The sequence below is a fragment of the Actinotignum urematis genome (assembly GCF_051264595.1).
In the GTDB taxonomy this organism is placed as follows: Bacteria; Actinomycetota; Actinomycetes; order Actinomycetales; family Actinomycetaceae; genus Actinotignum; species Actinotignum timonense_A.
Genome location: NZ_JBOZBG010000001.1, coordinates 48,318 through 74,213, shown reverse-complemented (window position 1 = coordinate 74,213; position 25,896 = coordinate 48,318). Strand labels below are relative to the sequence as shown.

22 protein-coding genes are annotated in these 25,896 nt (G+C 63.1%); 13 read left to right on the top strand and 9 right to left on the bottom strand.

Annotated elements, in window-relative coordinates; all coding sequences use genetic code 11:
- The first annotated feature begins 10 nt into the window (after positions 1-10).
- The gene (locus tag ACRQDJ_RS00340; protein WP_284889561.1) at positions 11-1,012 is read left to right on the top strand and encodes an FKBP-type peptidyl-prolyl cis-trans isomerase; all 1,002 of its coding nucleotides are present in this window, start codon (positions 11-13) and stop codon (positions 1,010-1,012) included.
- A 154-nt stretch (positions 1,013-1,166) separates the two neighbouring features.
- On the opposite strand, the gene ACRQDJ_RS00335 is transcribed toward ACRQDJ_RS00340, so the two are convergent.
- The 3 genes from ACRQDJ_RS00335 to ACRQDJ_RS00325 all read right to left on the bottom strand — a co-directional run bounded on the left by ACRQDJ_RS00335 (position 1,167) and on the right by ACRQDJ_RS00325 (position 4,374).
- A complete protein-coding gene (locus ACRQDJ_RS00335) occupies positions 1,167-1,793 on the bottom strand; it encodes a superoxide dismutase (protein ID WP_284889747.1) in 627 nt (208 codons plus the stop codon).
- A 135-nt stretch (positions 1,794-1,928) separates the two neighbouring features.
- The gene (locus tag ACRQDJ_RS00330) at positions 1,929-3,812 is read right to left on the bottom strand and encodes a DEDD exonuclease domain-containing protein (RefSeq protein WP_284889560.1); all 1,884 of its coding nucleotides are present in this window, start codon (positions 3,810-3,812) and stop codon (positions 1,929-1,931) included.
- A 52-nt stretch (positions 3,813-3,864) separates the two neighbouring features.
- Positions 3,865-4,374, bottom strand: a complete 510-nt coding sequence (locus ACRQDJ_RS00325; RefSeq protein WP_284889559.1) for an SdpI family protein — start codon at positions 4,372-4,374, stop codon at positions 3,865-3,867.
- A gap of 69 nt (positions 4,375-4,443) precedes the next feature.
- Here ACRQDJ_RS00325 and ACRQDJ_RS00320 point away from each other — a divergent pair, with 69 nt between their 5' ends.
- Entirely contained in the window at positions 4,444-5,658 is a 1,215-nt protein-coding gene (locus ACRQDJ_RS00320) for a pyrophosphate--fructose-6-phosphate 1-phosphotransferase (protein WP_284889558.1), read from the top strand.
- Between the two features lie 175 nt (positions 5,659-5,833).
- Complete coding sequence (locus ACRQDJ_RS00315) at positions 5,834-7,192, top strand: class II 3-deoxy-7-phosphoheptulonate synthase (RefSeq protein ID WP_026428820.1); 1,359 nt, start codon at positions 5,834-5,836, stop codon at positions 7,190-7,192.
- A gap of 99 nt (positions 7,193-7,291) precedes the next feature.
- Here the strand turns inward: ACRQDJ_RS00315 and ACRQDJ_RS00310 are convergent, their stop codons facing one another.
- On the bottom strand, positions 7,292-8,968 hold the full coding sequence (locus tag ACRQDJ_RS00310) for a protein kinase domain-containing protein (RefSeq protein WP_284889557.1): 1,677 nt from the start codon (positions 8,966-8,968) through the stop codon (positions 7,292-7,294).
- 36 nt (positions 8,969-9,004) lie between these two features.
- Positions 9,005-9,499, bottom strand: a complete 495-nt coding sequence (locus ACRQDJ_RS00305) for a lytic transglycosylase domain-containing protein (RefSeq protein WP_284889556.1) — start codon at positions 9,497-9,499, stop codon at positions 9,005-9,007.
- Between the two features lie 202 nt (positions 9,500-9,701).
- Here ACRQDJ_RS00305 and ACRQDJ_RS00300 point away from each other — a divergent pair, with 202 nt between their 5' ends.
- Entirely contained in the window at positions 9,702-10,043 is a 342-nt protein-coding gene (locus tag ACRQDJ_RS00300) for an Rv2175c family DNA-binding protein (RefSeq protein WP_284889554.1), read from the top strand.
- On the opposite strand, the gene ACRQDJ_RS00295 is transcribed toward ACRQDJ_RS00300, so the two are convergent.
- The gene (locus ACRQDJ_RS00295) at positions 10,040-11,080 is read right to left on the bottom strand and encodes a polyprenyl synthetase family protein (protein WP_284889552.1); all 1,041 of its coding nucleotides are present in this window, start codon (positions 11,078-11,080) and stop codon (positions 10,040-10,042) included. The genes ACRQDJ_RS00300 and ACRQDJ_RS00295 overlap by 4 nt on opposite strands.
- 107 nt (positions 11,081-11,187) lie before the next feature.
- Here ACRQDJ_RS00295 and ACRQDJ_RS00290 point away from each other — a divergent pair, with 107 nt between their 5' ends.
- Both ACRQDJ_RS00290 and ACRQDJ_RS00285 read left to right on the top strand, forming a co-directional pair.
- Positions 11,188-12,543, top strand: a complete 1,356-nt coding sequence (locus ACRQDJ_RS00290; RefSeq protein WP_284889551.1) for a hypothetical protein — start codon at positions 11,188-11,190, stop codon at positions 12,541-12,543.
- Between the two features lie 293 nt (positions 12,544-12,836).
- Complete coding sequence (locus ACRQDJ_RS00285; RefSeq protein WP_435711546.1) at positions 12,837-14,627, top strand: RNA polymerase sigma factor; 1,791 nt, start codon at positions 12,837-12,839, stop codon at positions 14,625-14,627.
- On the opposite strand, the gene ACRQDJ_RS00280 is transcribed toward ACRQDJ_RS00285, so the two are convergent.
- Positions 14,575-15,330, bottom strand: a complete 756-nt coding sequence (locus ACRQDJ_RS00280) for a 3'-5' exonuclease (protein ID WP_284889550.1) — start codon at positions 15,328-15,330, stop codon at positions 14,575-14,577. The two genes, ACRQDJ_RS00285 and ACRQDJ_RS00280, sit on opposite strands and share 53 nt — an antisense overlap.
- An 81-nt stretch (positions 15,331-15,411) precedes the next feature.
- On the opposite strand from ACRQDJ_RS00280, the gene ACRQDJ_RS00275 reads away from it, so the two are divergent.
- The 3 genes from ACRQDJ_RS00275 to ACRQDJ_RS00265 all read left to right on the top strand — a co-directional run bounded on the left by ACRQDJ_RS00275 (position 15,412) and on the right by ACRQDJ_RS00265 (position 18,975).
- Positions 15,412-15,606: a DUF7455 domain-containing protein gene (locus tag ACRQDJ_RS00275; protein ID WP_026428827.1), complete on the top strand. Its 195-nt coding sequence runs from the start codon at positions 15,412-15,414 to the stop codon at positions 15,604-15,606.
- 155 nt (positions 15,607-15,761) lie between these two features.
- Positions 15,762-17,885: a DNA gyrase/topoisomerase IV subunit B gene (locus ACRQDJ_RS00270; protein ID WP_026428828.1), complete on the top strand. Its 2,124-nt coding sequence runs from the start codon at positions 15,762-15,764 to the stop codon at positions 17,883-17,885.
- Positions 17,886-17,940: 55 nt separating this feature from the next.
- Positions 17,941-18,975, top strand: a complete 1,035-nt coding sequence (locus ACRQDJ_RS00265; protein WP_284889547.1) for a hypothetical protein — start codon at positions 17,941-17,943, stop codon at positions 18,973-18,975.
- An 87-nt stretch (positions 18,976-19,062) separates the two neighbouring features.
- On the opposite strand, the gene ACRQDJ_RS00260 is transcribed toward ACRQDJ_RS00265, so the two are convergent.
- On the bottom strand, positions 19,063-21,495 hold the full coding sequence (locus ACRQDJ_RS00260; protein ID WP_284889546.1) for a DNA gyrase/topoisomerase IV subunit A: 2,433 nt from the start codon (positions 21,493-21,495) through the stop codon (positions 19,063-19,065).
- Positions 21,496-21,572: 77 nt separating this feature from the next.
- Between ACRQDJ_RS00260 and ACRQDJ_RS00255 the strand changes: the two genes are divergently transcribed.
- The gene (locus tag ACRQDJ_RS00255) at positions 21,573-22,718 is read left to right on the top strand and encodes an alkaline phosphatase family protein (RefSeq protein WP_284889544.1); all 1,146 of its coding nucleotides are present in this window, start codon (positions 21,573-21,575) and stop codon (positions 22,716-22,718) included.
- 125 nt (positions 22,719-22,843) lie between these two features.
- Here ACRQDJ_RS00255 and sepH read toward each other — a convergent pair whose 3' ends face one another.
- Positions 22,844-24,094 carry a septation protein SepH gene (gene sepH / locus ACRQDJ_RS00250; protein ID WP_284889543.1) on the bottom strand — a complete coding sequence of 417 codons (1,251 nt, stop codon included), beginning with the start codon at positions 24,092-24,094 and terminating at the stop codon, positions 22,844-22,846.
- 225 nt (positions 24,095-24,319) lie between these two features.
- On the opposite strand from sepH, the gene ACRQDJ_RS00245 reads away from it, so the two are divergent.
- The 3 genes from ACRQDJ_RS00245 (at position 24,320) to ACRQDJ_RS00235 (ending at position 25,846) form a co-directional block, all read left to right on the top strand.
- Positions 24,320-24,619 carry a DUF4193 domain-containing protein gene (locus ACRQDJ_RS00245; protein WP_016442648.1) on the top strand — a complete coding sequence of 100 codons (300 nt, stop codon included), beginning with the start codon at positions 24,320-24,322 and terminating at the stop codon, positions 24,617-24,619.
- Positions 24,620-24,804: 185 nt separating this feature from the next.
- Positions 24,805-25,572: a DUF3710 domain-containing protein gene (locus ACRQDJ_RS00240; protein ID WP_284904699.1), complete on the top strand. Its 768-nt coding sequence runs from the start codon at positions 24,805-24,807 to the stop codon at positions 25,570-25,572.
- Between the two features lie 22 nt (positions 25,573-25,594).
- Entirely contained in the window at positions 25,595-25,846 is a 252-nt protein-coding gene (locus ACRQDJ_RS00235) for a hypothetical protein (protein WP_026428833.1), read from the top strand.
- Positions 25,847-25,896 lie beyond the last annotated feature (50 nt).

Here is a 25,896-nt window from a genome sequence, read left to right as displayed (position 1 = left end):
AGTGACATTGATGGGAAAGAAAATTCTTGCGGGCTGCACGGCGGCCTTGCTTGCGTGCAGCCTCGCGGCATGTTCGGGTGGGAACGACGGCGCAGCTAGCTCAACACCAGCTGCTTCCGAATCCGCAAGTGCTGAGGCAAGCGGCGCGGTGGAAAGCCCCGCCCCCGGGGAAGTCCCCGAAATCGTGTACTCGGAGGAGGGCATGCCGTCCCTGGGTGGCACGGCGCAGGCACCGCTGCTGGAGTTCCCGAAGGGGGATGCTCCCGCGGATGTGCGGGTGCGGGTGCTCGAACAGGGCAGCGGCGCGGAACTTGGCGCCGATGCGGTGGCCAAGGTCAATTACGTGGGCCAAGTGTGGGGGAAGAACGAGCCTTTCGATTCTTCCTATTCGCGTAATGCTCCGGCCACATTCCCGCTCGCCCAGGTGATCCCGGGCTGGAGCCACACCCTGGCCAAGGCCCACGTGGGGGACAAGTTGATTTTGTCCATCCCGGCGAAGTGGGGGTACGGACCTTCGGGCGGTACCCAGGATGGCTCCATCGGGGCCACGGATACCATCGCGTTCTACGTGGAAATTCTGGATGCCTGGAACGCGAAGAGCGCGGGTGAGGCCGGTGCCACGGTGGAAACCGCGGCTGATGCGCTCCCGGTGGACTACAAGGGGGACTTGGGTCAGCCCATTACCGAGATCCGGGTGAAAGAGGGCGCGGAAGCTCCCGCGGAGCTCAAGGCCACGGTGATTGCCCGCGGCAGCGGGGCTCCCCTCCCGGAGAAGGGCACCTATGTGCTCCAGTTCGCGGCCGCGCAGTGGGATAACGCCCACGCGGAAAACACCTGGGTTCCCACAACCGCGAATTACCCGGCCGGGCCGCGTTCGGTTCCGTCCACCCAGCAGATTTTCGCGCCCCTGGCCGGGGTGCCGGTGGGCTCCCGGGTTTTGCTGAGCGTGCCCAGTAAGGATAATCCGGCCCAGGCCATCGCCGTGGTGGTTGATATTCTCTCCGCGGTGTAGTTGCCAGGTAGTTACTGGGTAGCTACCGGGTAGCTTCCGGCGGTTTCGGATAGGGCCAAAATTGGCCAGGATAACGTGAAGGGCGAGGTGCCTCTGCGAGGAGCCTCGCCCTTCGTGCTATCACTGAATAGCGCTAAATCGATTCGCGCCCGACTTATTTGCGAATGAGGAGGCCGGCGGCCTGCTCCTGGGCGGTGGCCAAACGCCGCCCGGCTTCTTCCCAATTGACGATATTCCAGATCGCCTTGACGTAATCGGCCTTGACGTTGAGGTAGTCAAGATAGAAGGCGTGCTCCCACATATCGAGCTGGAAAACGGGCAGCACCCCGGCGGGCACATTATTGGCCTGGTCATACATCTGGTAGATCACCAGTTTGCCGGCCACGGAATCGTAGCCGAGCACCGCCCAGCCCGAGCCTTGAATGCCGGTGGCCACAGCCGTGAACTGCTTCTGGAAGGTAGCGAAATCACCGAAGGAATCCTTGATGGCTTCGGCAAGTTCGCCTTCCGGCTGCCCTCCGCCGTTGGGGGAGAGCAGGGTCCAGAAAATCGAGTGGTTAATATGACCGCCCAGATTGAAAGAAAAATCCTTCGTGTACTGGTTCACCGCCGCGAAATCACCCTTCTCGCGAGCCTCGCTAAGGTTCTCCAGGGCTTTATTGGCGCCGTCTACATAGGTCTTGTGGTGTTTATCGTGGTGGAGCTCCATGATCTTTCCGGAAATATGCGGTTCGAGTGCCGCGTAATCGTAGGGAAGATCGGGGAGGGTGTAGGTTGCCATTCTCATACTCCAATTCTGGGCGGTATCGCGGTGCCGCCCTGTTGAGATATGTTCGGAATCTCCGAACAGTAATTGAATGCGAACACCATCAGTATATGTGGTGTCCGGCACATAGGTGGCGAGAATGGGGGAGGTTTAGCGCTCAGCCAAGCCGGGCGATTCTTCGGCGCCCGGGAAGGAAGCGGCGAAGCGGTGGGCGGAGGCGAGGGGGACCGCGAGGGGAACCTCGCCCTCAATGGCGAGTACTCGCGAACGTGGATCAGCTAGCCATGCGGCCAGGAGTTGGGTTTCCTCCGGGTGGGCGTGCTCGGCGGCGCGGGCGGGAGCCGCGAGCAGGGGAGTTGCGTGGCGGAGCGTTGCGGCATGTTCGGGAACATCGCGGGCTTCGCTGACCGTCGCGGTAGCAAGCAGCCTGCCGTAACTTGCGAGGATGATTTCCCAGTGGTCCTCTCGTTTAGATGCGGCGACGACGCAGCTTGCTTGCCACAGCGGAATCAGCAATTCCCGCCGGTGTGCGGCGGTGAGGAGTGCCGAAAGCCGGTCGCGTTCCACTCCGGCTTCTTCGAAACGCTCCGCACCGGCCAGGCGAGCAATGCGGGCCATCTGGTGATCCCATACTTCGGCAAGGGAGCCGGCCAGCAGCCGCCGGGCGCGGGAGATCGCCACCGGGGCGGTGTTCACGGTGCCGCGCGGGGGAAGATAGCAGGGCGCGTGGGAAGCAAAATGGCACGGGCAATCGCTCAGATCCGCCTGGCGGGGCACGTTGAGGCCGGCGGGGTTGAGCCCGGCTTCATCCCCGATGAGTTCAGCGGCACGCCGGGCAGCGGTGCGGGAACCGAAAGGCCCGAGGGAGTTCGCGACCTCCATTGCTGAACAGCTGCGTGTAATTTTCAGGCGCGCCACGGGCGTGGTGTCCAAGCTGATCCAGGTGCGAGTTTGCGGGCGGCGCGAGCGGCGATTATAGGGCGGGTCGAAGCGGGTAATATCGCGCAGCTCCACCACCCGTGCCTCCAGCAGAGTGGCGGTGGGCGTGGTTTCTACCCGGGTGGCCAGCTCTACCATTTCTGCCATGCGGCGGCGTTTTTCCGCGGCGGTGAAATATTGGCGCACCCTTCGGTACATATTCCCGGAGCTGCCCACGTAGAGTACCTCATCATTCGGGCCGATAAAACGGTAGCTACCCGGGCCGTGTGGCACGTGGTCGGCGAGCACGGCGCGGCGGCGCCGGCGGGCCGGAACCGGATTGGATGCGGTGAGCAGGTCCTCAATATGGGTGACTCCCAGCGGACCGAGCCGCCCGATCATTGCGTGGAGCACATCTACGGTGGCCCGCGCATCATCGAGGGCACGATGGCTTGGCTGCACCGCGGCGCGGCAGTAGCCAGCCAGGGTGCTCAATTTATGGTTGGGGACTTCATCGCGGGTGAAAATACGCCGCGCCAGCCCGAGGGTATCGAGGACACGCAGCCGCGGCCACGCCACATCTATCGCTTCGCACGCCCCGCGCAAATGGGACATATCAAAGCGGGCGTTATGAGCCACGAGCACCGGTGGCTCCGCTGCCCGGTTTCGGGCCGGCACTCTACTGCTTGGAACGGGAGTCCCACCGCCGGGAACAGGTGCGCCACCGTCAAGCGCTGGGGCATTAGGCTCTAGAAAATTGAGAAAAGCAGGGAGAACCTCGCTGAGCGGGGGAGCGCCCATCGCCATCGCGGTGGTGATTCCGGTGAGCACGGTGATCTGGGCCGGGATGGGCACCCCGGGATTAATGAGAGAAGAGAACTCCTGCACCACTTCCCCGCCGCACACTTTCACCGCCCCTATTTCGGTAAGTGAATGCGCCCCGGGCCTCCCTCCGGTGGTTTCCACGTCGACCACCACGAAGGTCACTTCCTCCAGGGGAGTACCGAGATCCGCGAATTCCAGTTGGCGGGGCAGCAACGGGCGGCCGGATCGATACACCTCAATAGGTTCAGTATCGATCCGGGTGCCGGGCCGCGGAATATGCCGTGCTGTCATGCTTTTTACCCTAGCGCGGAGCTACGACATAAATTCGCGCGGAAGTAGCGTGCTACAGGCGGGCGCCGTCGTCGTACGGATCGGTATCTTCGCGGGCGGGTGCCGTCAAAATAATGGCGACCACCACGCCCACCAGCGCCCCACCGGCCAGGATCCAGGCTGTTAGGCGCGGCGCGGGCAGCAGCCCGATAAACATGAGCGCGCTGATGAGGACCAGCACCCCGGTGGCCACCCAGGCGAGACTGGCGTAGCGGTGGGCGGGGGCTTGGGGAACGTAGTATTCTTCGCGAGAGGCCGGGTCAAAAGTGGCGTCGTCGTCAGAAAAATCTGAATCTTCCGGGGCTGGGGACCAATCGCGCGGGCCGGCCGCGCGCCCACCACTCAGCGCCCACGCGGCATCGGTGTAACGCGGGGAAGTATCCACCGGAGGTAGCGCCACCCCGCCACCGCGGGCGCTATCGATATTCGCGCCCACGCCTTCGGCTTCTAGTTCGCGCGCGATCTTGTCCCACTGCGCATCGAAGCTATTATCGGGGCGCTCGCCCGTAGGTCCTTCTCCCATGAAAGACACTATAGCGGCGGGTATAATCAACAGCGGAATAATCCCCCAATCAGAAACGGAAGGTTAACGATGACTGTCCGCCGCGTTGCGCTCTTGACCGCCGGAGGTTTCGCCCCGTGTTTGTCCTCGGCCGTGGGTGGCCTCATTGAGCGCTATACGGAAATTGCGCCCGATGTGGAAATTATTGCCTACCAGCATGGCTACCACGGGCTGCTCACCGGGAATTACATCACCATCGATAAGGAAGGGCGCGAACAGGCCCATATCCTGCACCGTTTCGGCGGTTCGCCCATCGGTAACTCCCGCGTCAAGCTGACCAATACCGCGGATCTGGTCAAGCGTGGCCTCGTGGAAGAAGGCGTGAATCCGCTGGAATTCGCTGCCCAGCGCCTCGTGGAAGATGGCGTGGATGTGCTCCACACCATCGGCGGTGATGATACGAATACCACCGCCGCGGATCTGGCTGCCTACCTGGAAGAAAACGGGCATCACCTCGTGGTGGTGGGCCTGCCCAAGACCATCGATAATGACATTATTCCGGTGCGCCAGTCCCTGGGTGCCTGGACCGCCGCGGAAGAAGCCTCGCTTTACGCCCAGCATATTATTGGCGAGCATCGCTCCAACCCGCGCATGCTCATCGTGCACGAAGTGATGGGGCGCAATTGCGGGTACCTCACCGCGCAGGCCTCCAAGTACTACCACGATTGGGTTCAGGAGCAGGAATGGGCTCCGGCGCTGGGCCTGACCAAGGAACGCTGGGATGTACACGCCGTGTTCCTGCCCGAAATGGCGCTGGATATCAACGGCGAAGCCGAGCGCCTGAAGAAGATTATGGATGAGATTGGCAACGTCAATATCTTCCTTTCCGAAGGTGCGGGCGTGGATGAAATCGTGGCCGAAATGGAAGCCGCCGGCCAGGAAGTGCCGCGCGATCCCTTCGGGCACGTCCAGCTCGATAAGGTCAATCCGGGCCGTTGGTTCGCGGAGCAATTCGCGCAGAAGCTCGGCGCGGAAAAGGTCATGGTGCAGAAGTCCGGATACTTCTCACGCGCCTGGCACGCCAATGCTGAGGACCTGCGCCTCATCAAGGGCATGGTGGATCTGGCTGTGCAGTGCGCCCTGGAAGGCAAGCCCGGCCTCATCGGCCACGATGAGGAAAACGGTAACGTCCTCACCAATATTGCTTTCCCGCGGGTGAAGGGCCACAAGGCTTTCGATATCACCCAGGATTGGTTCGTGGAGACCATGAAGGCCATCGGCCAGGAGGTCCGCCCGCACGCCTAAGCGGTGGGTAAGCCGCGGCTCTTGCTAGCTAGGCTGTACACCTGATTGCTCGCCCCGTACCGGTTGACCTGGTGCGGGGCGAGTTTTTTGTGCGGGGCGAGTTTTCGTGCCGCGCGCGTCTCATTGCATCGACGCAATTCCGCCCGCGCGCTCGTTCCGGGCTAAAATTTCGATTATGTTTGAGGACGATACTCATAAAATTGCCGCGCTGGCCCACACCTGGCGCGAGAAGCCCGCTCTGCACCAACCTCATTACGAGGATGAAGCAGAGCTCGCTGCGGTTATGCAGCGCTTGGCGAAAATGCCGCCCCTGGTTTTTGCGGGCGAATGCGATCGGCTGCGCGAAAGTATCGCGGCCGCGCAACGCGGCGAAGCTTTTGTCCTCATGGGTGGGGATTGCGCCGAATCTTTCGAGCAAATCACCGCGGATCGCATCCGTGCCAAGGTGCGCACCCTCCTGCAAATGTCGGTTATTTTGACGTACGGGGCTTCGGTGCCGGTGGTGAAAATCGGGCGGATGGCCGGCCAGTACTCCAAGCCGCGCTCCCAAGCCACCGAAACTATTGGGGACACCACCCTGCCCTCCTACCTGGGCGATTCCATCAACGGGCACGAATTCACGGCCGCGGCGCGCCGCCACGATCCGCACCGTTTGGAGGAGGCCTACCTGTACTCGGTGGCCACTCTCAACCTCATGCGGGCTTTCACGCGCGGCGGTTTCGCCGACCTGCGTTCCGTGCACGATTGGAACCGCGGTTTTATTGCCAACCCGGCCTACGTGCGGTACGAAAAAACCGCGAGCGAAATTGATCGCGCCATGCGTTTCGTGACCGCGGCCGGGGTCGACGGCGCCCAGCTGGCAGAAACACAACTGTATTCCTCCCACGAGGGCCTGGTGCTGCCCTTCGAGGAAATTATGATGCGCATCGACTCGCGCACTCACGAGCCCTACCTCACCTCCGCCCACTTCCTGTGGATCGGGGAACGCACCCGTGATGTTAATGGCGCCCACGTGGAAATGTTCTCCCACGCACGTAACCCGATCGGGGTGAAATTAGGTCCGACGACGACGCCAGATACCGCTCTCGCCCTTATCGATAAGCTCAATCCGGAAGGTGAACCGGGCCGACTCACCTTCATTACCCGCATGGGAGCCGGGCGGGTGGAAGAAGCCCTGCCGCCCCTGGTGGAAGCGGTGCAGCGTGATGGCCGCCCGGTTACCTGGGTCTCGGATCCCATGCACGGAAATACCATCAAGGCTTCCAATGGAATTAAGACCCGCCGGCTGAGCGATATTATGGCGGAAATCCGCGGGTTCTTTGCGGTTCATGAAGCTCTCGGTAGCCACCCGGGCGGTATTCACGTGGAACTGACCGGGGATGACGTGACGGAGGTGCTGGGCGGCTCCGAAGAAATCTTCGAAGAGACCCTCACCGAACGTTACGAATCGCTGGTCGATCCGCGCCTGAACCACCAGCAGTCCCTCGAGCTGGCCTATCAGCTGGCCGAAATGCTGCGCGACGTGCACCTGTAAAACGAGGGCTGGGCGCGCGGCCTGGCGTTGCCGCGGCCCTGCTTGGGTGCGTTCGCGGCCGGGTGCCGGGGCGAGCGTGCCCGGGCGAGTGTGGCCTGGCTACCGCGCCGCAATAATAAGGGTGACCTTCTGCCCGGGTGCAGTGCTGATGCTGGGGCCAGGATCCTGGCGCAGCACGGTGCCCGGCGCGGCAGCCCGGGTTTCCCGATAGCGCACCTGCACCTGGAAGCCCGCTTTTTCAAGCACGGCGCGTGCCTCCGCTTCCGCCATATCCGCCACATCGGGAACGGTACAGTCCAGGGCCGCTCCGGCAATGAGAAGCTCAACCGTGCTCCCCGGGCGCACCCGGCTCCCCGCCTCCGGATCGCTGCCCAGCACGGTGCCCGGTGCCGCACCGTTCCCGCTGCGCACTTCCGTTTCCACAGTGAGCCCGAGCGCCTCCATCTGGCTGCGTGCCTGGGTGAGACCGGTGGCAAGTTCAGGCACCGTTACCCGCGCCCACGGGCCGGCCGTGAGGGCCCACGTGGCACCGCCTGCTCCAGCAAGCAGCGCAATTGCGCATACCCAGGCGGCAATCCGCCACGCGCGGGCGCGCCGCCGCCCAGCGGTGTGCTGCCCCGATGTTCCCGCACCGCGCTGCGAGCGCGCCGTATCTTGCTGCGAGCTTGCCGGTCGCGCCGTAAGTTTCCGGGTGGGGCGGAGGACGGACGGGGCACGGTGCGCCGGGGCGCGCACCGGAACTGTCGCATCCGCTCCAGCATTGAGCGTGGTGGCGTGCTCCGTTCTTGCTCCAGCCGCGGTCTCCAGCTCGGCGCCGCCATTACCGCCCGACACATCTTCACGGTGCACCGGCTGCGGGCGGCGCGGCGTGACCGGAATACGCCGCAGCGCGGCATCATCAGCGACGCTAGCCCGCAGCGGGCGCAGCAACTCACGGGCCTCCACGGCACTCGCCGGGCGATCCGCCGGATTTTTCGCGGTGAGCACCCCAATAAAAGAATCGACCTGCGCCGGCAGCCACGGATTTTCCCCGGCCAGGCGCGGCAGATCTTCCCGGGCCTGGGCCGCCGCGAGCTGCGCGGCTGAATACCCGGCCCAGGGCAGGCGCCCGGCAAGTAACTCAAAAAGCACCAGGCCGGTGGCATAAATATCACAGGCCGGGCTCACCGCTCGCTGCTCCAAAACTTCCGGAGCGGTATAGGCAAGAGTTCCCCAACGCGGTAGCGCCCCCGAGGAAGCACTTACCGCGTGGGCCAAGCCGAAATCGGTCACCGTCACCGCGAGCTGTGGAAGGCGGACGGGGGAGGGAGGCGGGCAGGCGTCGTCGAATAAAATATTTTCCGGCTTGATATCCCGGTGAATAATGCCGGCCCGGTGGGCAGCGGCCAGGCCCTGGAGTACCTGGTCGCAGATGTTGAGTGCGGTGCCGAGCTGGAAAGAACCCAGGCGCTCCAGCTCGTGGCGTAGCGTGGGGCCGGGCACGTATTCCATGACGAGGTACGCGCGCTCAGCTGCGCCGTCGTTCCACACCCCGCGGTCATAAATAGTGACGATATGCGGGCTGCTCAGCGCGGCAACCGCCCGCGCCTCCCGCTGAAAAAGCCGCGTGAAATCATCGAGGGCGGCCAAATCGGGGTGCATAATTTTGATCGCCACCACGCGATCCAGCTTCGTATCGTAGCCGCGGTACACCGTGGCCATCCCGCCGCGCGCCACCGGGGCGTCGAGACGGTAGCGGCCCTCAAGCCACCCGGCCGGCAGGGAAGGAATAGTCACACACCTAGGGTAGCGCGCCGCTTCGCAACGCCGCGTTTAGAAACTCTTGGCCGCGCGCAAGACCCGCAGCACATATTTTTGGGTAGAGGGATACGGCCCCGCCTCCCGCAGTCGCGCCAGGCCCTGATAGTAGGCGGCAATCGCCTCGTGAGTACTGGAGGTGTGGCGCTGCAAATAGCGGATAATCGCGATGCCCGCGGTGATATTATCCGCGGGAATGAGCCAGTCCAGATCCCGACCGACCATCCGCCCCGCCCACCGCGAAGCCGCGGGAATCAGCTGCATCACACCCGCCGCCCCGCTGGGGGAAAGCGCCCGGGAATTGAAACCGGATTCAATATAGGCATGCGCCATTGCAAGCCGAGGATTGACGCCCATAAGCGCCGCCGTATCACGCACCATCTTCTGCGTTTCCGCCCGGCTCGGGGCGATAATCGCATTCAAACGCGCCGCGATTTCCGCGTGCGAAAGCTCGTAGCGCGGGGCCGGTGCCTGCGCCCGCAAACGCGCCAGATTCGCCTTCGATCCCACCGTTTCTCACTTCCTGGCCGGTGCGGGGGACATCTCAATTGCGCCCCGGCCGCTGTTCCACTTGTGACAATAGTGCACTGTTGTGAAAATGTCACCAGATTGTGACGATTTTGTAATGGCGACGACGCCGCGCCCTTGCCCACCTGCGCGCCTGAGCGGGCGCGGCATTAAGATGGGAAGCGTGGAAAAAGAGAATACAACTGTGACGTGGTTGAGCCTTCCGGAGCTGGCCGATTACCTCGAGATCGATCTGCGTACGGTACGCTCCCAGCTGCGCGACGCCCGTTTCCTGGCGGTGCGGCGCGGGGAAAATAACGCGCTCTATGCAGATGCGGGGCAATTCGTGGTGAAAGATGGGCGGCGCGTACCCCTGCCCTCGCTGCGCGGCACCATTATCTCCTTGCGTGATGCCGGATATAACGACGACGAAGCCCAGGAATGGCTACGCCGCTTCGAACCGGAACTACGTGACACCCCATTGGGCGCACTGATTGGCGGGCACACCCACGCGGTCCGGCGCGTTATCGCCGGCCTGGCTTTTTAGTGGGTGCGCGAACGCAGGCGCTGGAGGAGCTCCCCTAAGCTCTCGCGGGCGGCCTCGTTCAGGCGCGGCAAGATAGCCCGCGCACTATCTTCACGTTGGCGAATCATCTTTTCCACGTGAGCCCGCGCTCCGGAGTCCTCCATGAGGGCCTGAGCGCGAACGACGTCGTCGCCCTTCAGGCGCTTCCCACGCAAAGACCGCAGCCATCGGGCATCCACCTCGCTGACCCGCTCCAAAGTTTCGAGGAAGAGGAAGGTGTTTTTCCCTTCGGTGAGGTCATCACCGGCGGGTTTGCCGGTGACGGCCGGGTCGCCAAAAATCCCGAGGATATCGTCGCGCAATTGGAAGGCCTCACCGAAAGGCGTGGCGAAAGCCCGCAAATCTGCGATTGTTTCCGGGGCGGGCTGGGTGGCGAGCGCCGCTCCGATAAGCAGGGGGAAGAGCGCGGAATACGAGACCGTTTTATGGGTGATAATCGCGCTGATATCTTCCCGGGTAGCCGCGCGGGTGTATTCGCAGCGGATATCGAGGAACTGGCCGATACCAACGTCCTCACACATGGTGAAAAACGGCTCGAGGGGGGCACTGCGCCCGGCGCTCACCGCTTCCTGGGAAGCCAGTGCTAGCACGGCATCACCCACAATCAAACCGGCACGGAAACCGTAGCGTTCTGGGGAACCATCCCAGCCCGATGCGCGGTGATAATTCGCCAGCTCGGCATGCACCGTGGGGACCCCGCGGCGCGTGGCAGAGGCGTCAATAATATCGTCGTGAATAAGGGCCGCGAGCTGGAAAAGCTCCACGGCCGCGCCCAAACGTACCGCCGCCACCATATCCGCGCAGGTAGGATCCGGGAGAGTAGCGAGCATCCCAGCCCGCACCAGCCGCGCCCGGGTCCGCTTACCACCGGACGCCAGCGCGGTAACCGTATCGATGAAATCCTCCACCTCGGGCTGATTCCAACGGCGCAGCGAATCCAAACGCGCCTCAATACGGCTATCAACCCCGTTGGTGAAATCGCGAGTGCTCCACTCCATTGCTCGTGCTCCGCTTCTTTTATCCACAGATTCGTGAGGTGCGCGCCCCATCCACAGGGTACCGGCACTCGCGAGCACGCGCTTGCCGAAGCTGGTTATCTAGCCCTATGGACACAATCACACTTCATCATCCGCGCGATGCCCTCGCTGTTATTCCCCATCTGCTGGGCTATTACCCGCGCCACCACTTCGTACTCTTCGGGGGAAGCCCGGAAATACACCGGGCTTTGGGCCCGGATGGGGAGGAACTACCGCAATGGCTCGGTTCTCTGGAATCTTCCGAGCCGCCGGAAGTTGCCGTGGCCGGGGGTGAAACGCCGCTTATCCGGGTGGATCTGCGTGCCGGCCCTATCTCACCCTATGTTGCGCGGCAGATAACAGACGCGGTAGCTGCCTGCCGCATGTTCAGCTGCGTGGCGGTGGTGTACTGCCCAAGTTTTGTTCGCTTCGCGCACACCCGCGAATTTGCTTCGGTCCTGGCCCTCCTGGAGCTGCTCTGCGCCGCTCTTTCCCGGCTCTGGGATGGCGACCCGGGCACTCGCGATGCGTGGAGTTGTGATTTTTTCATTGCCGATAACGAAGGATTTATGGATATGGGAGAAGAAACATTTTGCCGCTGGGAAGAATTGGAATCCACCGAGGCGGCGGCTGCTCTTGTATATAAGGGTTCGGCTCCGCTGGATCAAGAACCGAGCCGCAATATCGTCAAAGCCAGCCCCACCCGGATGCGTAATACCGCGGCGGCGATGGAGGAAGCACGCGGGGAGGAGGTTACGGCCCTGGAAGAGCATTGGGATATGCTCCTTTCCCGGGTGGTGCGCCGCCGCAAAGCCGGCCCGCCGCGCATCACCACCCGCGAAGCGGGGCGGGCCCTGGCCGGGCTCACGCATATTCCTATTCGGGATAAAATCTTGCAGGTTTCCCTCGAACACGATCCGCTGCTACCGATGTCTTCCGTTGATCCCGCGGTGGGCTTCGCCACCGGGGTGGGGGAGCGCCCCAATATCGTGCGGGCTTTGGGGATGATGGCACTGCTGGATGAATTAGCTCGGCTGGCTCCGGAAGGAGTGGAGGTTCCCTATGCCTGCTCAGCGTATTTAGCCTGGTGGGTGGGGCAAAACTCCATGACCGCGCTGCGTGCTCAAGAAGCGCTGGAGATCAATTCCGGCTCACGCCTGGCGCGCATGCTCAAAGACGCTGCCGAATGGAACGCGCTGCCACCCTGGCTGCTCGGCCCGAACGGGGGTGGCAGGTGCTCGCGCGCCAAAGCTGGTAGTGGCGGTGAAGGGGACGCGGATAGCGACGGGCCTGGCAACGTGGATGGTGAAGGCCCTGCCAACGCGGATGGCGACGGGCCTGGTGACGCGGCCACATCGAGTGGTTCGGTGGATATTGAGCCGAAAGCTGTGGGCCAAGAGCCGGAAACTATGGATCGCTACGGACCTGGTAGGCAAGCAGCCTAAGTAGCTGCGTGCGTGAAAGAGGCACGTGCGCCGGCGGGGAAGTTCGCGCTCGCGGAGGTTCGCGCGGGCACGGAATTTCGCGGCGGCAGAAGTTCACGGCGAAGGGAAAGTTCGCGCTCGCGGAAGTGGGAGAACTATAGTCGCCGAGGATAAGAATGCTATGTGAGGATCGGCACGTTGGGGAGGCTGGGGAACAAAAAGCGGGTCGGGCGCGTTCCGCTAAGTAGCTCTTTGGGGTGGATACCCCGTGCCGGTTCTCGGCATTCGTTGATAACACTAGGGAAAGGTCTCACGTGGCCACAAAGTCTGCCAGTGCACAAGAAACCGCTGCCGTGGAAAAGGACACCGCGGTCTCCGCATCCGCTTCGGGTACGAAGAAGAAGGCGGCTTCTCGCTCCTCCAGTCGCACGGCATCGGCCACCTCGGCAGCTACCGCTTCCGAAAGCACAACGGCTGCGAAGAAGCCGGCCGCTAAGAAGGCCACTGCCACCAAGGCCACCACTACCAAGAAGACTGCCACCAAGAAGACCACCTCCAAGGCAAGCGAATCGAAGGCGGCTGAATCTAAAGCGGCCGAATCCAAGGCAGCTTCTTCGGCATCTTCCACCAAGAAGGCCACCACCGCGAAGTCCACCGCTTCAAAGTCCACCGCGGCTAAGAAGGCTTCCACCAAGAAGGCAGCCACTGAAGCCGAAGCTCCGGAAACTGCGGCGGCCGCTAAGGATGCGACCGCGGCCGCAGCGGAAGCCAAGGAGGAGAAGCCGGCCGCTAAGAAGTCGGCCACCCGCAAGACTGCCGCGAAGAAGACCACGTCCAAGGCGGCCGAATCCAAGGCGGCTTCCACCTCGAAGAAGGCTACCTCGAAGCGTGCTACCGCTAAGCAGGAAGAACCGGAAGATCCTGAAGAACATGAGGATCTCGAGGATGAAGATTTCGACGTCGATGCTGAGGATGTTGATGCCGAAGATCTCGACGACGATCTCGAGGATGACGAAGACGATTCTGAGGACTCCGAAGAGGAGCCCGAGGAAGAAGAGGACGAAGCCGATAAGGAAACGGATAGTGCCGCCAAAACGGAAACAACCGGGCGTAATTCCCGGGGTGGTTTCACCGTCAAGGATTCCGATGATTCGGATGAACCGGCGGTGCGCGTTCACGTTGCCGGTGCCACCGCGGATCCGGTTAAGGACTACCTCAAGCAGATCGGTAAAGTGCCTCTGCTCAACGCAGCGGAAGAAGTGGAACTCGCCAAGCGAATCGAGGCCGGGCTATACGCCCAGCATCTGCTGGACCAGGGCAATCTTGATAAGGAGAAAGACCACGCCTATATCCGTGAACTGCGGATTATTTCCCGCGATGGCAAGCACGCCAAGAACCACCTGCTCGAAGCGAATCTTCGCCTGGTAGTTTCCTTGGCTAAGCGCTACACGGGCCGCGGCATGCTCTTCCTTGATCTTATTCAGGAAGGGAATTTGGGGCTGGTGCGCGCCGTCGAAAAGTTTGACTACGCCAAGGGCTATAAGTTCTCCACCTACGCCACCTGGTGGATTCGCCAGGCCATTACCCGAGCGATGGCAGACCAGGCCCGTACCATCCGCATCCCGGTGCATATGGTCGAAGTCATCAATAAGCTCGCGCGGGTCCAGCGCCAAATGCTCCAGGAACTCGGGCGGGAACCAACCACCGAGGAACTGGCGAAAGAACTGGATATGACCGAAGAAAAGGTCGTCGAAGTTCAAAAGTACGGTCGTGAACCCATTTCCCTGCATACCCCGCTCGGTGAAGATGGCGATTCCGAATTCGGTGACCTCATTGAGGATTCCGAAGCGGTGGTCCCGGCGGACGCCGTGGGCTTCACCCTGCTCCAAGAGCAGCTCCATCGCGTTCTCGATACCCTATCCGAACGCGAAGCCGGGGTGGTTTCCATGCGCTTTGGCCTCACCGACGGCCAGCCGAAAACCCTGGACGAAATCGGAAAGGTTTACGGGGTCACCCGTGAACGCATTCGCCAGATCGAATCCAAGACCATGTCTAAGCTGCGCCACCCGAGCCGTTCGCAGGTGCTGCGTGACTACCTGGAGTAAAACCAGGCGTGGCAGGTTCCCGAGGCGCGCGGCGCACACCCGGGAACTCCACCTCGAATAGCGGGGTGGGCCAAATAATCTCAGCGGCGTGGCGGCGAGCATCGTCCCACGCCGCTGCTGTTATTTCCCGCCCGTCTCTGCTGTGCGCGCGGGTGGCGTAGCGTTCCCCGCGCGCCTCCCGGCGCAGATATTCCGCCAGGAGCCGCCCGCACATACGCGCATCCGTGATGGCGCGGTGGTGTTCTTCTATCTCAATGCCGGCCCGACGCGCCACGGCCATGAGGGAATGGCGCCCCTCAGGAACGTAAATGCGCGAGAGATCCATCGTGCACACGGCGGCGCTGAGCGGGATACGTAGCGGGCTTCCGGCCCGGCGGAAAGCCTCGTTGAGAAAACCCAGGTCAAAGCGGGCATTATGCGCCACGAGGATACGCCCGTGTAGCAACCGTTCCACGTGGGGGAGCAGTTGTGAGAACGACGGCGCCTGTGCCACTTCCGCAGCGTGTACCCCGTGAATTTCCGTAGCTCCCATGGGCCGCAGCGGGTTCACCAGGCTGTCCCATTCGCGCTCCGGGTTGCCCTGCTCATCCAGAAGCACCACCCCGATCTCCACAATCCGGTCAGTGCGCGCATCTAAACCGGTGGTTTCCAAATCGAGGGCAGCGTAGCCAGAAGAAATACCGTGCGCCTGAGAAACACCCATGCGTTCAGCTTACCGAGAGCACGGGCCCGGGGTGATCTTCTCCTCAGGAATAAGCGCGCCCTTTTATGCTTTGATAGGTATGTGAGTACTACATTGACTGAATTAGCTCCCTTGACCGCGCAGGATCGTTGCGATGCCTGCGGAGCCCAGGCTTACGTTCGGGTACGCCTGCCTTATGGAGAACTTTTCTTCTGCGGCCATCATGCTTCCCAGCACCTCGATAAGCTGCGTGAAGATGCCCTTGAGATTCAAGACGAACGCGAAAATATCGCCTAGCTTCTCTTCGATCTCACCACCAGCGGCCCACCCGGGCCGCTTTTGAGTTAATGTGCCCCGCTGGGACTGGTGTGAACCGTGGAATTCACGCACTTTCACACACCTTCACGCGCGCCGCGGCGGCTCGCGAACAGCCGTTCGCGTAAACTACCGGTGTGTCAACTTCCGAAGAATACTCAGCTCGTCATCTCCAAGTCCTCGAAGGCCTGGAAGCCGTGCGCAAACGCCCCGGCATGTACATCGGCTCCACGGATTCACGCGGACTCATGCACTGCCTCTGGGAAATCATCGACAACGGCATCGACGAAGCCCTGGAAGGATTCGCCACCCATATCACCGTCACCCTCTACGCCGACGGATCGGTTGAGGTAACCGACGACGGCCGCGGCGTCCCCGTGGATACTGTCCCCGGGGTGGGACTTTCCGGCGTGGAAGTTGTGTACACCCGCCTGCACGCCGGCGGGAAATTCGGCGGCGGATCCTATTCCGCTTCCGGCGGCCTCCACGGCGTGGGCGCTTCGGTCGTCAATGCCCTCTCCGCGCGCATGGACGTGAAAGTCCGGCGCGGCGGCAAGGTTTACCAGATGCAATTCAAACGCGGCGAACCCGGGCGTTTCCAGGACGGTGCCCAGCCCTCCCCGGAGGCACCTTTCGAAGCTTTCACCCACGGAAGCGAACTTGACACAGTCGGGAAAGTAGCGAAGAAAAACACCGGAACATCCGTGCGCTACTGGGCTGACCCCCAGATTTTCCTGGCCGAAGCAGAATTCTCCTATGACCTGCTCACCGAGCGGGTACGCCAATCCGCCTTCCTGGTGCCCGGCCTGACCATCACCATCCGCGATGAACGCGGCCTGGCGGGTACCCCGGGGGAGAACGGTCCCCATGAGGAAGTGTTCCACTACGAGGGCGGCGTCGTCGATTTTGCGGACTACCTGGCTACCGATCCGGCTCTCACCGCCACCATGCACCTCACGGGCAGCGAAACTTTCACCGAAAACGTGCAGGTCCTCGACCCGGAAAGCGGGCATTTGCGCGCCCAGGAAGTTGAACGCACCTGCGAAGTGGATGTGGCCCTGCGCTGGGGAACTGGCTATGACACCATCACCGAATCCTTCGTTAATATTATTCGCACGCCCGGGGGAGGGGCGCACCAGAGTGGCTTCGAACAGGGCGTGGTGAAAACCCTGCGCGCCCTGATCGACACTAATTCGCGGCGCCTCAAGCTCACCGCCAAAGATGCCAAAATCGAAAAAGACGATATTTTGGCCGGGATGACCGCGGTTGTCACGGTCCGGCTAGCCGAACCCCAATTCGAGGGGCAAACGAAGGAGATCCTGGGGACGGCGGCAGTGCGCCCCATCGTGGCGCGCGTCGTCGCAGCACAGCTCCACAGTATCCTGGCATCCACGAAACGCGACCAAAAAACCGAAACCTCGCGGCTCCTCGAAAAAATCGTGGCGGAAATGCGGGCGCGGGTGGCCGCGCGCGTCCATAAGGAAATCTCGCGGCGGAAAAACGCGCTCGAAAATTCCACTCTGCCCGCCAAGCTCGCCGATTGCCGCAGCGATGATATTGAACACACCGAGCTTTTTATCGTCGAGGGGGATTCGGCGCTGGGCACCGCGAAACTGGCGCGTTCCTCGGAATTCCAGGCGCTGCTGCCCATTCGCGGCAAGATTCTCAATGTGCAGCGCGCCTCGCCCGCGGATATTCTGCGTAACCAGGAGGTTTCTTCCATTATTCAGGTGGTGGGGGCCGGTTCTGGGCGCACTTTTGACCTCGCCGCGGCGCGCTACGGGAAAATTATTATGATGACGGACGCGGACGTGGACGGCGCCCATATCCGCACCCTCCTGCTCACGCTGTTCTTCCGCTATATGCGTCCCCTCGTGGAAGCCGGGCGGGTTTTCGCCGCGGTACCGCCGCTGCACCGCATCGAGGTGGCCGGGCGCGGCGGGAAAAAGGGCTCGTATATTTATACCTATTCCGAAGAGGAATTGCATCGGGAACTCAAGAAGCTCGAACGCGCCGGGAAAACCTATAAGGAACCCATCCAGCGCTACAAGGGCCTGGGGGAGATGGACGCGCACCAGCTCGCGGAAACCACCATGGATCCGGCCCACCGCACCCTGCGGCGCATCCGCATCGAGGATGAAGCCGCGTTGCGGGAAGCCGAGTCCGTTTTTGAGGTGTTGATGGGTAACGAGGTGGCTCCGCGCCGCGAATTTATTGTCGAAGGCGCCGAGCATATTTCCTACGACAAGATCGATGCCTAAGTTTCCCGGCCCGCGCTTCGCTACACTTGAGAGTCATACCCGTAAAGGAGGGCTCATGGGTAACGGCGCGATACGGTGGAGCGATCTCACGGCGGCGGACGCCCGCGCGATTTTCACGCTGCTGGACACCCACCAAAGTGCCGTGAACTCCAGTTTCCGCACCTCGCGCGAAGAAATCGACCTCATGTTTGAGCCCTCGGTTCCGCATAGCGTTTTTGGGTGGTACGACGACGCAGCACCGGGCCGGCGCCTCCTCGCCTTCGGTATTGTGCGCCTTTACGATGCGCGCACCGCGCATCCCACGGTCACGCTCTCGGCCAGCGTGCATCCCGAGCTCAGCCCGGAAGTGCGTGAACAGGCCGCCCGCGAGGTGCTCGCCGAACAATTACGCCGCGCCCCGGCCCTGGCGGCCGGCACCCTCCACCCGGTGGCCGTGGCGAATGTGGAAAGCTGGGACCCGGAACGGGGCCGGGCCCTGGCGGCCGCCGGTTTCACCGACCGGCTCTCCTACCTGCAAATGCGCCGCCCGCTCACGCGCGGGCCGCTGCCTCTGCCCGTTTCCGCGCATACGGACAATAGCGGCGTGGAGCTTGTTCCCCTCACCCCGGATCGGGACGACGCCGCGCTTCTCGCCCACAATTCCTTTTACGCAGATAAATTGAATTACCCGATTTACACCCGGGAGCAGTGGCGGATCGAATGTGCTTTTATGCGCCGGGAATGGAGTTTCCTGGCGGTAGATACCCGCGGGGATCGGCCCCGGGTACTCGGGTGCATTATGACCGCCGCTTATGAACAGGACTGGCCCGGGTTGGGATTCCGGGAGGGCTATGTTGATGAGCTCGCGGTGCGGGCCGAAAGCCCGGACGGGGTCAATGCCCGCCTGCTGGCCGCCAGTATCGCCGCCCAGGCGCATAGCGGCATGGATGCCACCACCCTGGATCTCACCGTCCACTACGAGCCGGACGGCAGCCGCCTGACTCCCGAAAGCGCAGCGCGCCTGAGCCTGTATGAGAGTTTCGGCTTCGAGGTCACCGAACGCACCCGGGTGGTGCACCACCCGCTCCCGGATCTGCCGGCGCGCTCCTAAGGAGCCGCGTTCCGCGGCGGTGTGCGGTGCCTAGCGGCATGTGGCGGTACATGCGCCAAGCGGCCGCGGCAACACCGCGCCGTGCGGCTAGCTTCCGATAGCTGCCACCGGGACCGTCAGGGCGCTGCCCGAAGCATCCCGCTTTTCTTCAACTTCGGGTAGCTCAACCGGCTGGCCGGAGGCCGTGATAGCGCGCAGCGGCTCGGGGCCAGTAGCGGCCACCGCCAACATATTTTCCCCGCGCAGGAAACGCTGGGCGCGCACCCCGCCCGTACCCCGGCCCTTCGCCGGGAAACGATCCAGCGGCGTCACCTTCGCGCTGCCCGGTTCGGTACCCGGAAGCGCCTGCGCATTCGAGGCAATCGTGGCCACCAGGGAACCGGCAAGATCATCACCGGGCACCACCCCGAGGGTAATCACCTGGGCGCCTTCCGCGCAGCGAATCCCGGCAATACCCTGGCCGGCCCGGCCCTGCGGGCGCACCAGTGATGCCTCAAAACGCAATAACTGCGCATCGCTCGTAATAAGAACCACCTGATCGGTATCGCGGGCCAGGGCGCAGCCCACCACGCTATCGCCCTCAGCCAGGGTAATAACCTCCCAGCTTTCCTTATTCGGGTACGCGCCGTTCACCCGTTTAATCCGCCCGTGCGCGGTGGCGAGGGTAAGAACTGGATCGCCCTCGGCCGCGGTAAGCGGGGCCAGCCCGATCACGCGCTCCCCGGAATCCAGAGAAATCAGATCCGCTATCGGGGTGGCCCCGGCCAGCGAGGGAGCCCCCACGGTATCGGGAAGCGCCGGGACGGTGAGCACATCCAGGTCGATCATGCGCCCGTGGCTGGTCACCACCCCGATATGCCCGCGGGCCGTGGCGGCAACCCGCGAAATGATCGCATCGTGGGCCCGGCGCGGGCCGCCGCGCTCGGGAGCATCGCCGCCCGCGGTGCGCGCCACCAGCCCCGTTCCCGAGAGCAGTACCCAGGTCGGATCATCGGAAACTTCCAGGGGGAGGGCGGCCGGTGCCGCCGCGCTGGCCGCCCCGTCCGATTCCAACAGCACGGTGCGCCGCGGGGTCCCGAACTGCTGGGCCACCTCCGTCATTTCGGAAGCGACCACGTCCCGCAGCCGCTCGGGCGAACCGAGGATTTCTTCCAGCTCCGCGATGGTGCGCTCCAGCTCCTCCCGGCGCCCTTCCAGCTCAATCTGGGAGTACTTGGTGAGGCGGCGCAGCCGCAGCTCCAAAATATAATCGGCCTGCGCCTCGGAGAGATCAAAAACAGCGATGAGCCGCTCGCGGGCCGCCGCGGTATCTTCCGAGGAACGAATAACCGCGATCACCTCATCAATATTGAGGACGGCAATGAGCAAGCCCTCCACCAGGTGCAAATCAGATTGCGCCGCCCGTAAACGGTGCTCACTGCGCCGGCGCGTCACTGTGATGCGGTGCTTAATCCACACCCGCAGCAGCTCCAGCAGCCCCAGGGTTTGCGGCTGGCCATCAACCAAGGCCACATTATTAATCCCGAAAGAATCTTCGAGCGGAGTGTGCTGGTAGAGCTGGGCGAGGACCGCCTCAGGGTGGAACCCATTTTTTACTTCGACGACGAGCCGCATGCCATGGTGCCGGTCGGTCAGGTTTTGTACCCCGGAGACCCCCTGAATTTTCTTGGCGTTAACGGCGTCCTTGAGCTTGTCAATGATCTTTTCCGGCCCCACAAGATAGGGCAATTCTGTAATAACAATTCCGCGCTTACGGGGGCTGATTTTTTCGATGCGCGCCGTCGCCCTGGTACGGAAAATACCGCGCCCGGTTTCGTAAGCCTCCCGGATACCGTCCAAACCAATAATTTTTCCGCCTTCGGGCAGGTCCGGGCCGGGGATAAAACGCATAATATCCTCGAGGCTCGCATCCGGGTGGCGCAGCAGGTGCTTCGCCCCGTTAATAACCTCAATAAGATTATGCGGTGGAATATTCGTCGCCATTCCCACCGCGATGCCGGAGGAGCCATTGACCAGCAGATTCGGGATGGCGGCCGGGAGCACCTCGGGCTGCTGGAGGGTGTTGTCATAATTGGGGACCATATCGACGACGTCCTCGTCGAGTGAGGAAATCATCGCCATGGCCGGGGCCGCCAGGCGTGCCTCGGTATAGCGCGAGGCAGCTGGCCCGTCGTCGAGCGAACCGAAATTACCGTGCCCGTCCACCAGCGGCAAGCGCATGGTAAAAGGTTGGGCGAGGCGCACCATCGCGTCATAAATAGCGGTATCACCATGGGGGTGGAGGCGCCCCATCACGTCACCCACCACGCGCGAGGATTTCACATGGGCGCGGTCGGGGCGCAGGCCCATCTGCCCCATTTGGAAGAGGATACGGCGCTGCACCGGCTTGAGACCGTCGCGAGCATCGGGGAGGGCACGCGCGTAAATCACCGAGTAGGAGTACTCGAGGAAGGAGGTGCGCATCTCCTCCGACACGTTAATATCGACGATATGTTCCGCGGGGCTCGTATTCTTGGGCATTGCTCAATTATCCCGCTTTTTGGCCGCGGGCGGGGCGGCGGCGCAGGAGTGTCGAGGCGGAAAGTAGACTGAGAGGCATGACTGAGCTTCCTGTGCTGCCTGCCGCGCGCTCGCTACGTGCCGTCCTGGGTGAATGTTTAGCCGCCTGCGGGGTGCTGCCCGAAACGGAATCCGCGGCGGAAACGGCGCGGACTGGCATGCTGGATTTGCCGCGTGCTAGCCGAGTCTGCCTCGTCCTCGTGGATGGCCTGGGGGCGGAAAACCTGGCGGCGCGCATTGGCCACGCACCCACCCTGCGGGCTCTCACCGCGCGCGAACCGCTCACCTCCACTGCGCCATCCACCACCGCGGCCGCCCTCACCACCCTGGGTACCGGGGAACTCCCCGGGCGCACCGCGATGCTGTCCTACTCCTTGCGCTCCCCGCGTACCGGCCGCAATTTCTCCCTGATTAGCTGGGAGAATAGCGGGCTCGATCCGGAGGAATGGCAGCCGGTCCCCACCTGGGCGCAGCGCCTGGAGGTCGCCCGGCCCGGGATAGCCAAGCAGCTGGGAGCCATCCAGGATCCGGACCATATCGGTTCGGGGCTGACCCGGGCCGCCTGGCGTGGTTTTACCGCGATCGGAGGCCCGGCCCTCGATGACCGGGTGCACCTAGCCGCGCGGTTCCTGCGGGAGGGCGGGCGTTTCGCCTACCTGTACTGGGGGGACGTCGATCACCGCGGGCACCGCTGGGGAGCCACCAGTGAGGAATGGACTATGGCGCTCGAAGATCTGGACGCTGGTATCCGCCTGCTCACCCGGCTGCTCCCCCCGGATACCCTGCTGGTCCTCACTGCTGATCACGGCATGGTCGATCCGAGCGAACGCATTGATGTGGCCACCACGCCGGCACTGAGCGAAGGCGTGGACCTGTATTCCGGGGAAGAACGCGCGGTGCATCTTTACACTCGGGAACCGGAAGCGGTGGCGGCACGCTGGCGGGACTACCTGGGGGAGCGCTCCTGGATTTACACCAAAGAGGAAGCCATCGCCACCGGCATGTTCGGGCCGGTCACTGCGCAGGCACGCGAAGCTATGGGCGATGTGCTCGCTTTCCAGCGCGGTCGCCTGAGCGTGGTGCACACCGGGCAGATGCAGCCGGGCACCACCTTTATGCGCGGGGTCCACGGTTCGCTTACCCCCACGGAAATGCTGATCCCCCTGCTCCTGGAGCTTAAGTAGTGCTTTGCAAATGCGTAGCGGCGCGTGCCGGAGGTTACGTGAGACTCCGGAATGGGTAGCGGTGCGCGCGGCTGCTGGGCACCGCGTGGCGTTAGCGTGCCAGAGCGGGCACTAGCGCGCTAACACTAGTCCTTTTTACCGAAGACGATCTCATCCCAGGATGGCATGGTGGGCCGATCCGTGCGCTTGCGCCCGCGCCGTGCCTCGGTAGCTGCCGGAGCGGCTTTCTCCGGCGCGCTAGCCGGGGCCGTTTTATTGGGAACCGGTGCGGAGGCTGCCTTAGGTGCCGGCGCGGGAGCGGGACTCTCTGTTGCTGTACCACTAGCCACGTCAGAACCGCTCGGTTCCGCGCTCGCACCGGAGACTGCCCGAGCACCCGCGTCAGAACCAGCACCCGCATCCGAACCGGAAGCCGGGCGGAGCACCGGGGCCTGCGCCAGCTCTTCGGGCTCCAGTAGCGCCCGCTGGCCGGGCAGCTGCCCCTCGCGCGAGGGCAGGGAAACAATGGTGGCCGGAGCTCGCAGCTCCTCCTCATCTTCGGGAGCCCGATGCGCCCCATCCCATTCATCGGGGTCAATATCATGATCGGCATCCGGCATGGGCCGTGACTTACCACGCTGAGAATCCAGCGAGGCCAGCACCTCATCAATAGAGGCACGCGCCGGGGGAGTATCCACCACGCTTGGGAGAGCCGCCGCCGGAGAGGCCACCGCGGCGGGAACCGCCGCGGGCGTCGTCGTACCGGAAAAAACAGGATCCGCGCTGCCCGGCACTACCGCGGGGGTGTGATCCGGGCGCCAAGGGCCGGCATCGGCCGTGAGGGACGTTTCCGAAAGCCAGGACGCCTCATCATTGCGGGCCTGGAGAGTGTGGCGATCCGTATCGATAAACCAGCGGGCCTCGTGCTCGCGCCCGGCGGAGATAAACCGCACAATCAGCGCCCAGGGCTGCCCGGCCTCACGCACCGCATCCCACGTAATCGACGCGGTATCCACATCGCGGGCAACCAACCGCGATGTGACGAGTTCTTCAACTGTGAAACCTCCCACATCGCGCCCGAGAGTGTAGTTCCGGGCCTGTGCGGCGGTGTAGTTACGCTCCGCAATAATGGGGTGAGCCAGGGCGGAGATACGCGAAGGGGGCAGTGCAGCCATCTCGGAAATATCGTCAACACTGCGGCCGGCCCGCACCAAAGCTTGGATTTCACGCGGCCCCATCGGAGTGATCTCCTCATCCGGAGCGCTGGGATGGGGATCCTTGCGCAGGGCCGCCCGCAGATCATCAGTGACGGGCAGCAGGTAGCGATTGCCCTCCTCATCATTAAGCGTGAGGTTGTGACCGTCGGGTTGCAAGCCGAGCAGCTCCAGCTTTTTCATCTCTTCCCTTACTCTTGGTACCACTCTTAGGGTGCCACCTCCGGGCCCGAAAAGCAGGCATTGGGCGCGGGTGTGTTTCCATGTGGCGCGGGTGCTGTTACACTAAGCGCGCAGTACCACCCGTCAGGACCATACGCGAGGGCGGAAAGATCCGTTTCTCGCGGGTGGACGCCGGTTCGTGCGGAATCCACCGCGTGGACCCCGGCACTTTTGGAGAGTGACTTTATGGCAACAGATTACGATGCTCCGCGCAAGCAAGACGAGGAGCTCCGCGAGGATTCTTTCGAGCAGCTCGCCGGGCGGCGCTCGGACCAGCAATCCGGTGCGGTCGATGAGGACGAGGTCGAAGCGGCCGAGGGCTTTGAGCTGCCCGGCGCGGACCTGTCCAATGTTGAGCTATCCGTCAATGTGATTCCGGCCCAGGATGATGAATTCACCTGCTCGCAGTGCTTCCTGGTTCACCACCGCTCCCAATTGGATCACGTGGAAGATGGCCTGCCCGTCTGCGTGGATTGCGCGGGCTAGCGAGAAACGAGCTTGCGTGCGGCGGTTACGTTTGCGGCACGCGAAGAAGAAGTACGACGACGCCGCGGCCCACGGGCCGCGGTATCTCACTACAGTGCATCCCTACGGTGGGTGGTGCATTCCACGAGGGTGAGCTCCCTCAGTAGACTAGAGGGAATGAAGGAATCGGGACGAGGAGTATAAGCATGGCATGGTTCTCACGGCGGAAGAAAAACGAGGCCCTGGCATCGCAGCCGGACGAACGTGACGAAGCCGGCCAGGACCTCGCCGCGGATAACTCCGGCGTGGCGGATGGCGCTGCCGGCAATGCTGATGCCGGTAGCGCAGATGCCGGCAATGCCGCTGCCGCGGCCGGCCCGAAGGCACGCGGCCCCTATGATGAATCGGAAGCTCCGGAGAATCCCGCGCTTATTGACGGCGGGGCCCTGCGCCTGCCGATCCTGCCCGATGCCACCATGCAATTCTCGGTGGATCGCGAACGCCAGGTCGTGCTTGGCGTGGTCTACATGATGGGCGATTCCGCGGTGCAATTACAGGTTTTCGCCGCCCCGAAATCCACCGGCCTGTGGGAGGGCATCCGCGTGGAAGTTATCTCTTCCATCGCCAACCAGGGCGGGCGCTTCCAGGAAGCCGAAGGGGAGTACGGCCCGGAAATTCAAGCCCAGATGCCCGCGGAGAACGGCCGGGTGCCGGTGCGCTTTATCGGTATTGACGGCCCGCGCTGGCTGCTGCGGGTAGCAGTGACCGGGCGCGGGGCGGTAGACCCCGCCCGCGGCACCGAAGTACTCCACCGGGTTCTTGATGATCTGGTGGTGGTGCGCGGCACTCAGGCCATCCCGCCGCGTGAATTGCTTCCCCTCGCCCTTCCCCAGCAGGGTGAACCGGAACCCGAAACGGCGGATACCGGCATTGAGCTGCCCAAGCGCGGCCCGGAAATCCAAGAGATTCGCTAGTTAGCTCGATAGTTAGATACCTATGGCTACGCCGGTGTGGGTGACGGGGGATATTATCGCCATCACGTACCCGGGCGCCCCGGGAGGAAATGGGGCACATACCCCGGAGGTGCGCATCGCCGTGGAAACCACCGCGGGGCTCCTCACCCTTATTTTCCAAGGGCGGCGCACCATTGATTGCGTGCGGGTCGGGGATCGCATTCGCGCTCGGGTGGTGCCATTGCGGCGCCGGGGCGTGCTGGTAGCATATAACCCGGAATATACGGTGCTCTAGCCGAGCGCCCCGCACCCGCACACATAACGCCCACGTAACAAGCCGGGAGG

Excerpts from the sequence above, each read along its gene's own strand:
- ACRQDJ_RS00325 (WP_284889559.1), bottom strand. The coding sequence starts at position 4,374 with ATGGGAGAAGGACCTACGGGCGAGCGCCCCGATAATAGCTTCGATGCG.
- ACRQDJ_RS00340 (WP_284889561.1), top strand. The coding sequence starts at position 11 with ATGGGAAAGAAAATTCTTGCGGGCTGCACGGCGGCCTTGCTTGCGTGC.
- ACRQDJ_RS00315 (WP_026428820.1), top strand. The coding sequence starts at position 5,834 with ATGTTTGAGGACGATACTCATAAAATTGCCGCGCTGGCCCACACCTGG.
- ACRQDJ_RS00265 (WP_284889547.1), top strand. The coding sequence starts at position 17,941 with ATGGGTAACGGCGCGATACGGTGGAGCGATCTCACGGCGGCGGACGCC.
- ACRQDJ_RS00335 (WP_284889747.1), bottom strand. The coding sequence starts at position 1,793 with ATGGCAACCTACACCCTCCCCGATCTTCCCTACGATTACGCGGCACTC.
- ACRQDJ_RS00330 (WP_284889560.1), bottom strand. The coding sequence starts at position 3,812 with ATGACAGCACGGCATATTCCGCGGCCCGGCACCCGGATCGATACTGAA.
- sepH (WP_284889543.1), bottom strand. The coding sequence starts at position 24,094 with ATGAAAAAGCTGGAGCTGCTCGGCTTGCAACCCGACGGTCACAACCTC.
- ACRQDJ_RS00295 (WP_284889552.1), bottom strand. The coding sequence starts at position 11,080 with ATGGAGTGGAGCACTCGCGATTTCACCAACGGGGTTGATAGCCGTATT.
- ACRQDJ_RS00280 (WP_284889550.1), bottom strand. The coding sequence starts at position 15,330 with ATGGGTGTTTCTCAGGCGCACGGTATTTCTTCTGGCTACGCTGCCCTC.
- ACRQDJ_RS00255 (WP_284889544.1), top strand. The coding sequence starts at position 21,573 with ATGACTGAGCTTCCTGTGCTGCCTGCCGCGCGCTCGCTACGTGCCGTC.
- ACRQDJ_RS00290 (WP_284889551.1), top strand. The coding sequence starts at position 11,188 with ATGGACACAATCACACTTCATCATCCGCGCGATGCCCTCGCTGTTATT.
- ACRQDJ_RS00245 (WP_016442648.1), top strand. The coding sequence starts at position 24,320 with ATGGCAACAGATTACGATGCTCCGCGCAAGCAAGACGAGGAGCTCCGC.
- ACRQDJ_RS00320 (WP_284889558.1), top strand. The coding sequence starts at position 4,444 with ATGACTGTCCGCCGCGTTGCGCTCTTGACCGCCGGAGGTTTCGCCCCG.
- ACRQDJ_RS00235 (WP_026428833.1), top strand. The coding sequence starts at position 25,595 with ATGGCTACGCCGGTGTGGGTGACGGGGGATATTATCGCCATCACGTAC.
- ACRQDJ_RS00260 (WP_284889546.1), bottom strand. The coding sequence starts at position 21,495 with ATGCCCAAGAATACGAGCCCCGCGGAACATATCGTCGATATTAACGTG.
- ACRQDJ_RS00240 (WP_284904699.1), top strand. The coding sequence starts at position 24,805 with ATGGCATGGTTCTCACGGCGGAAGAAAAACGAGGCCCTGGCATCGCAG.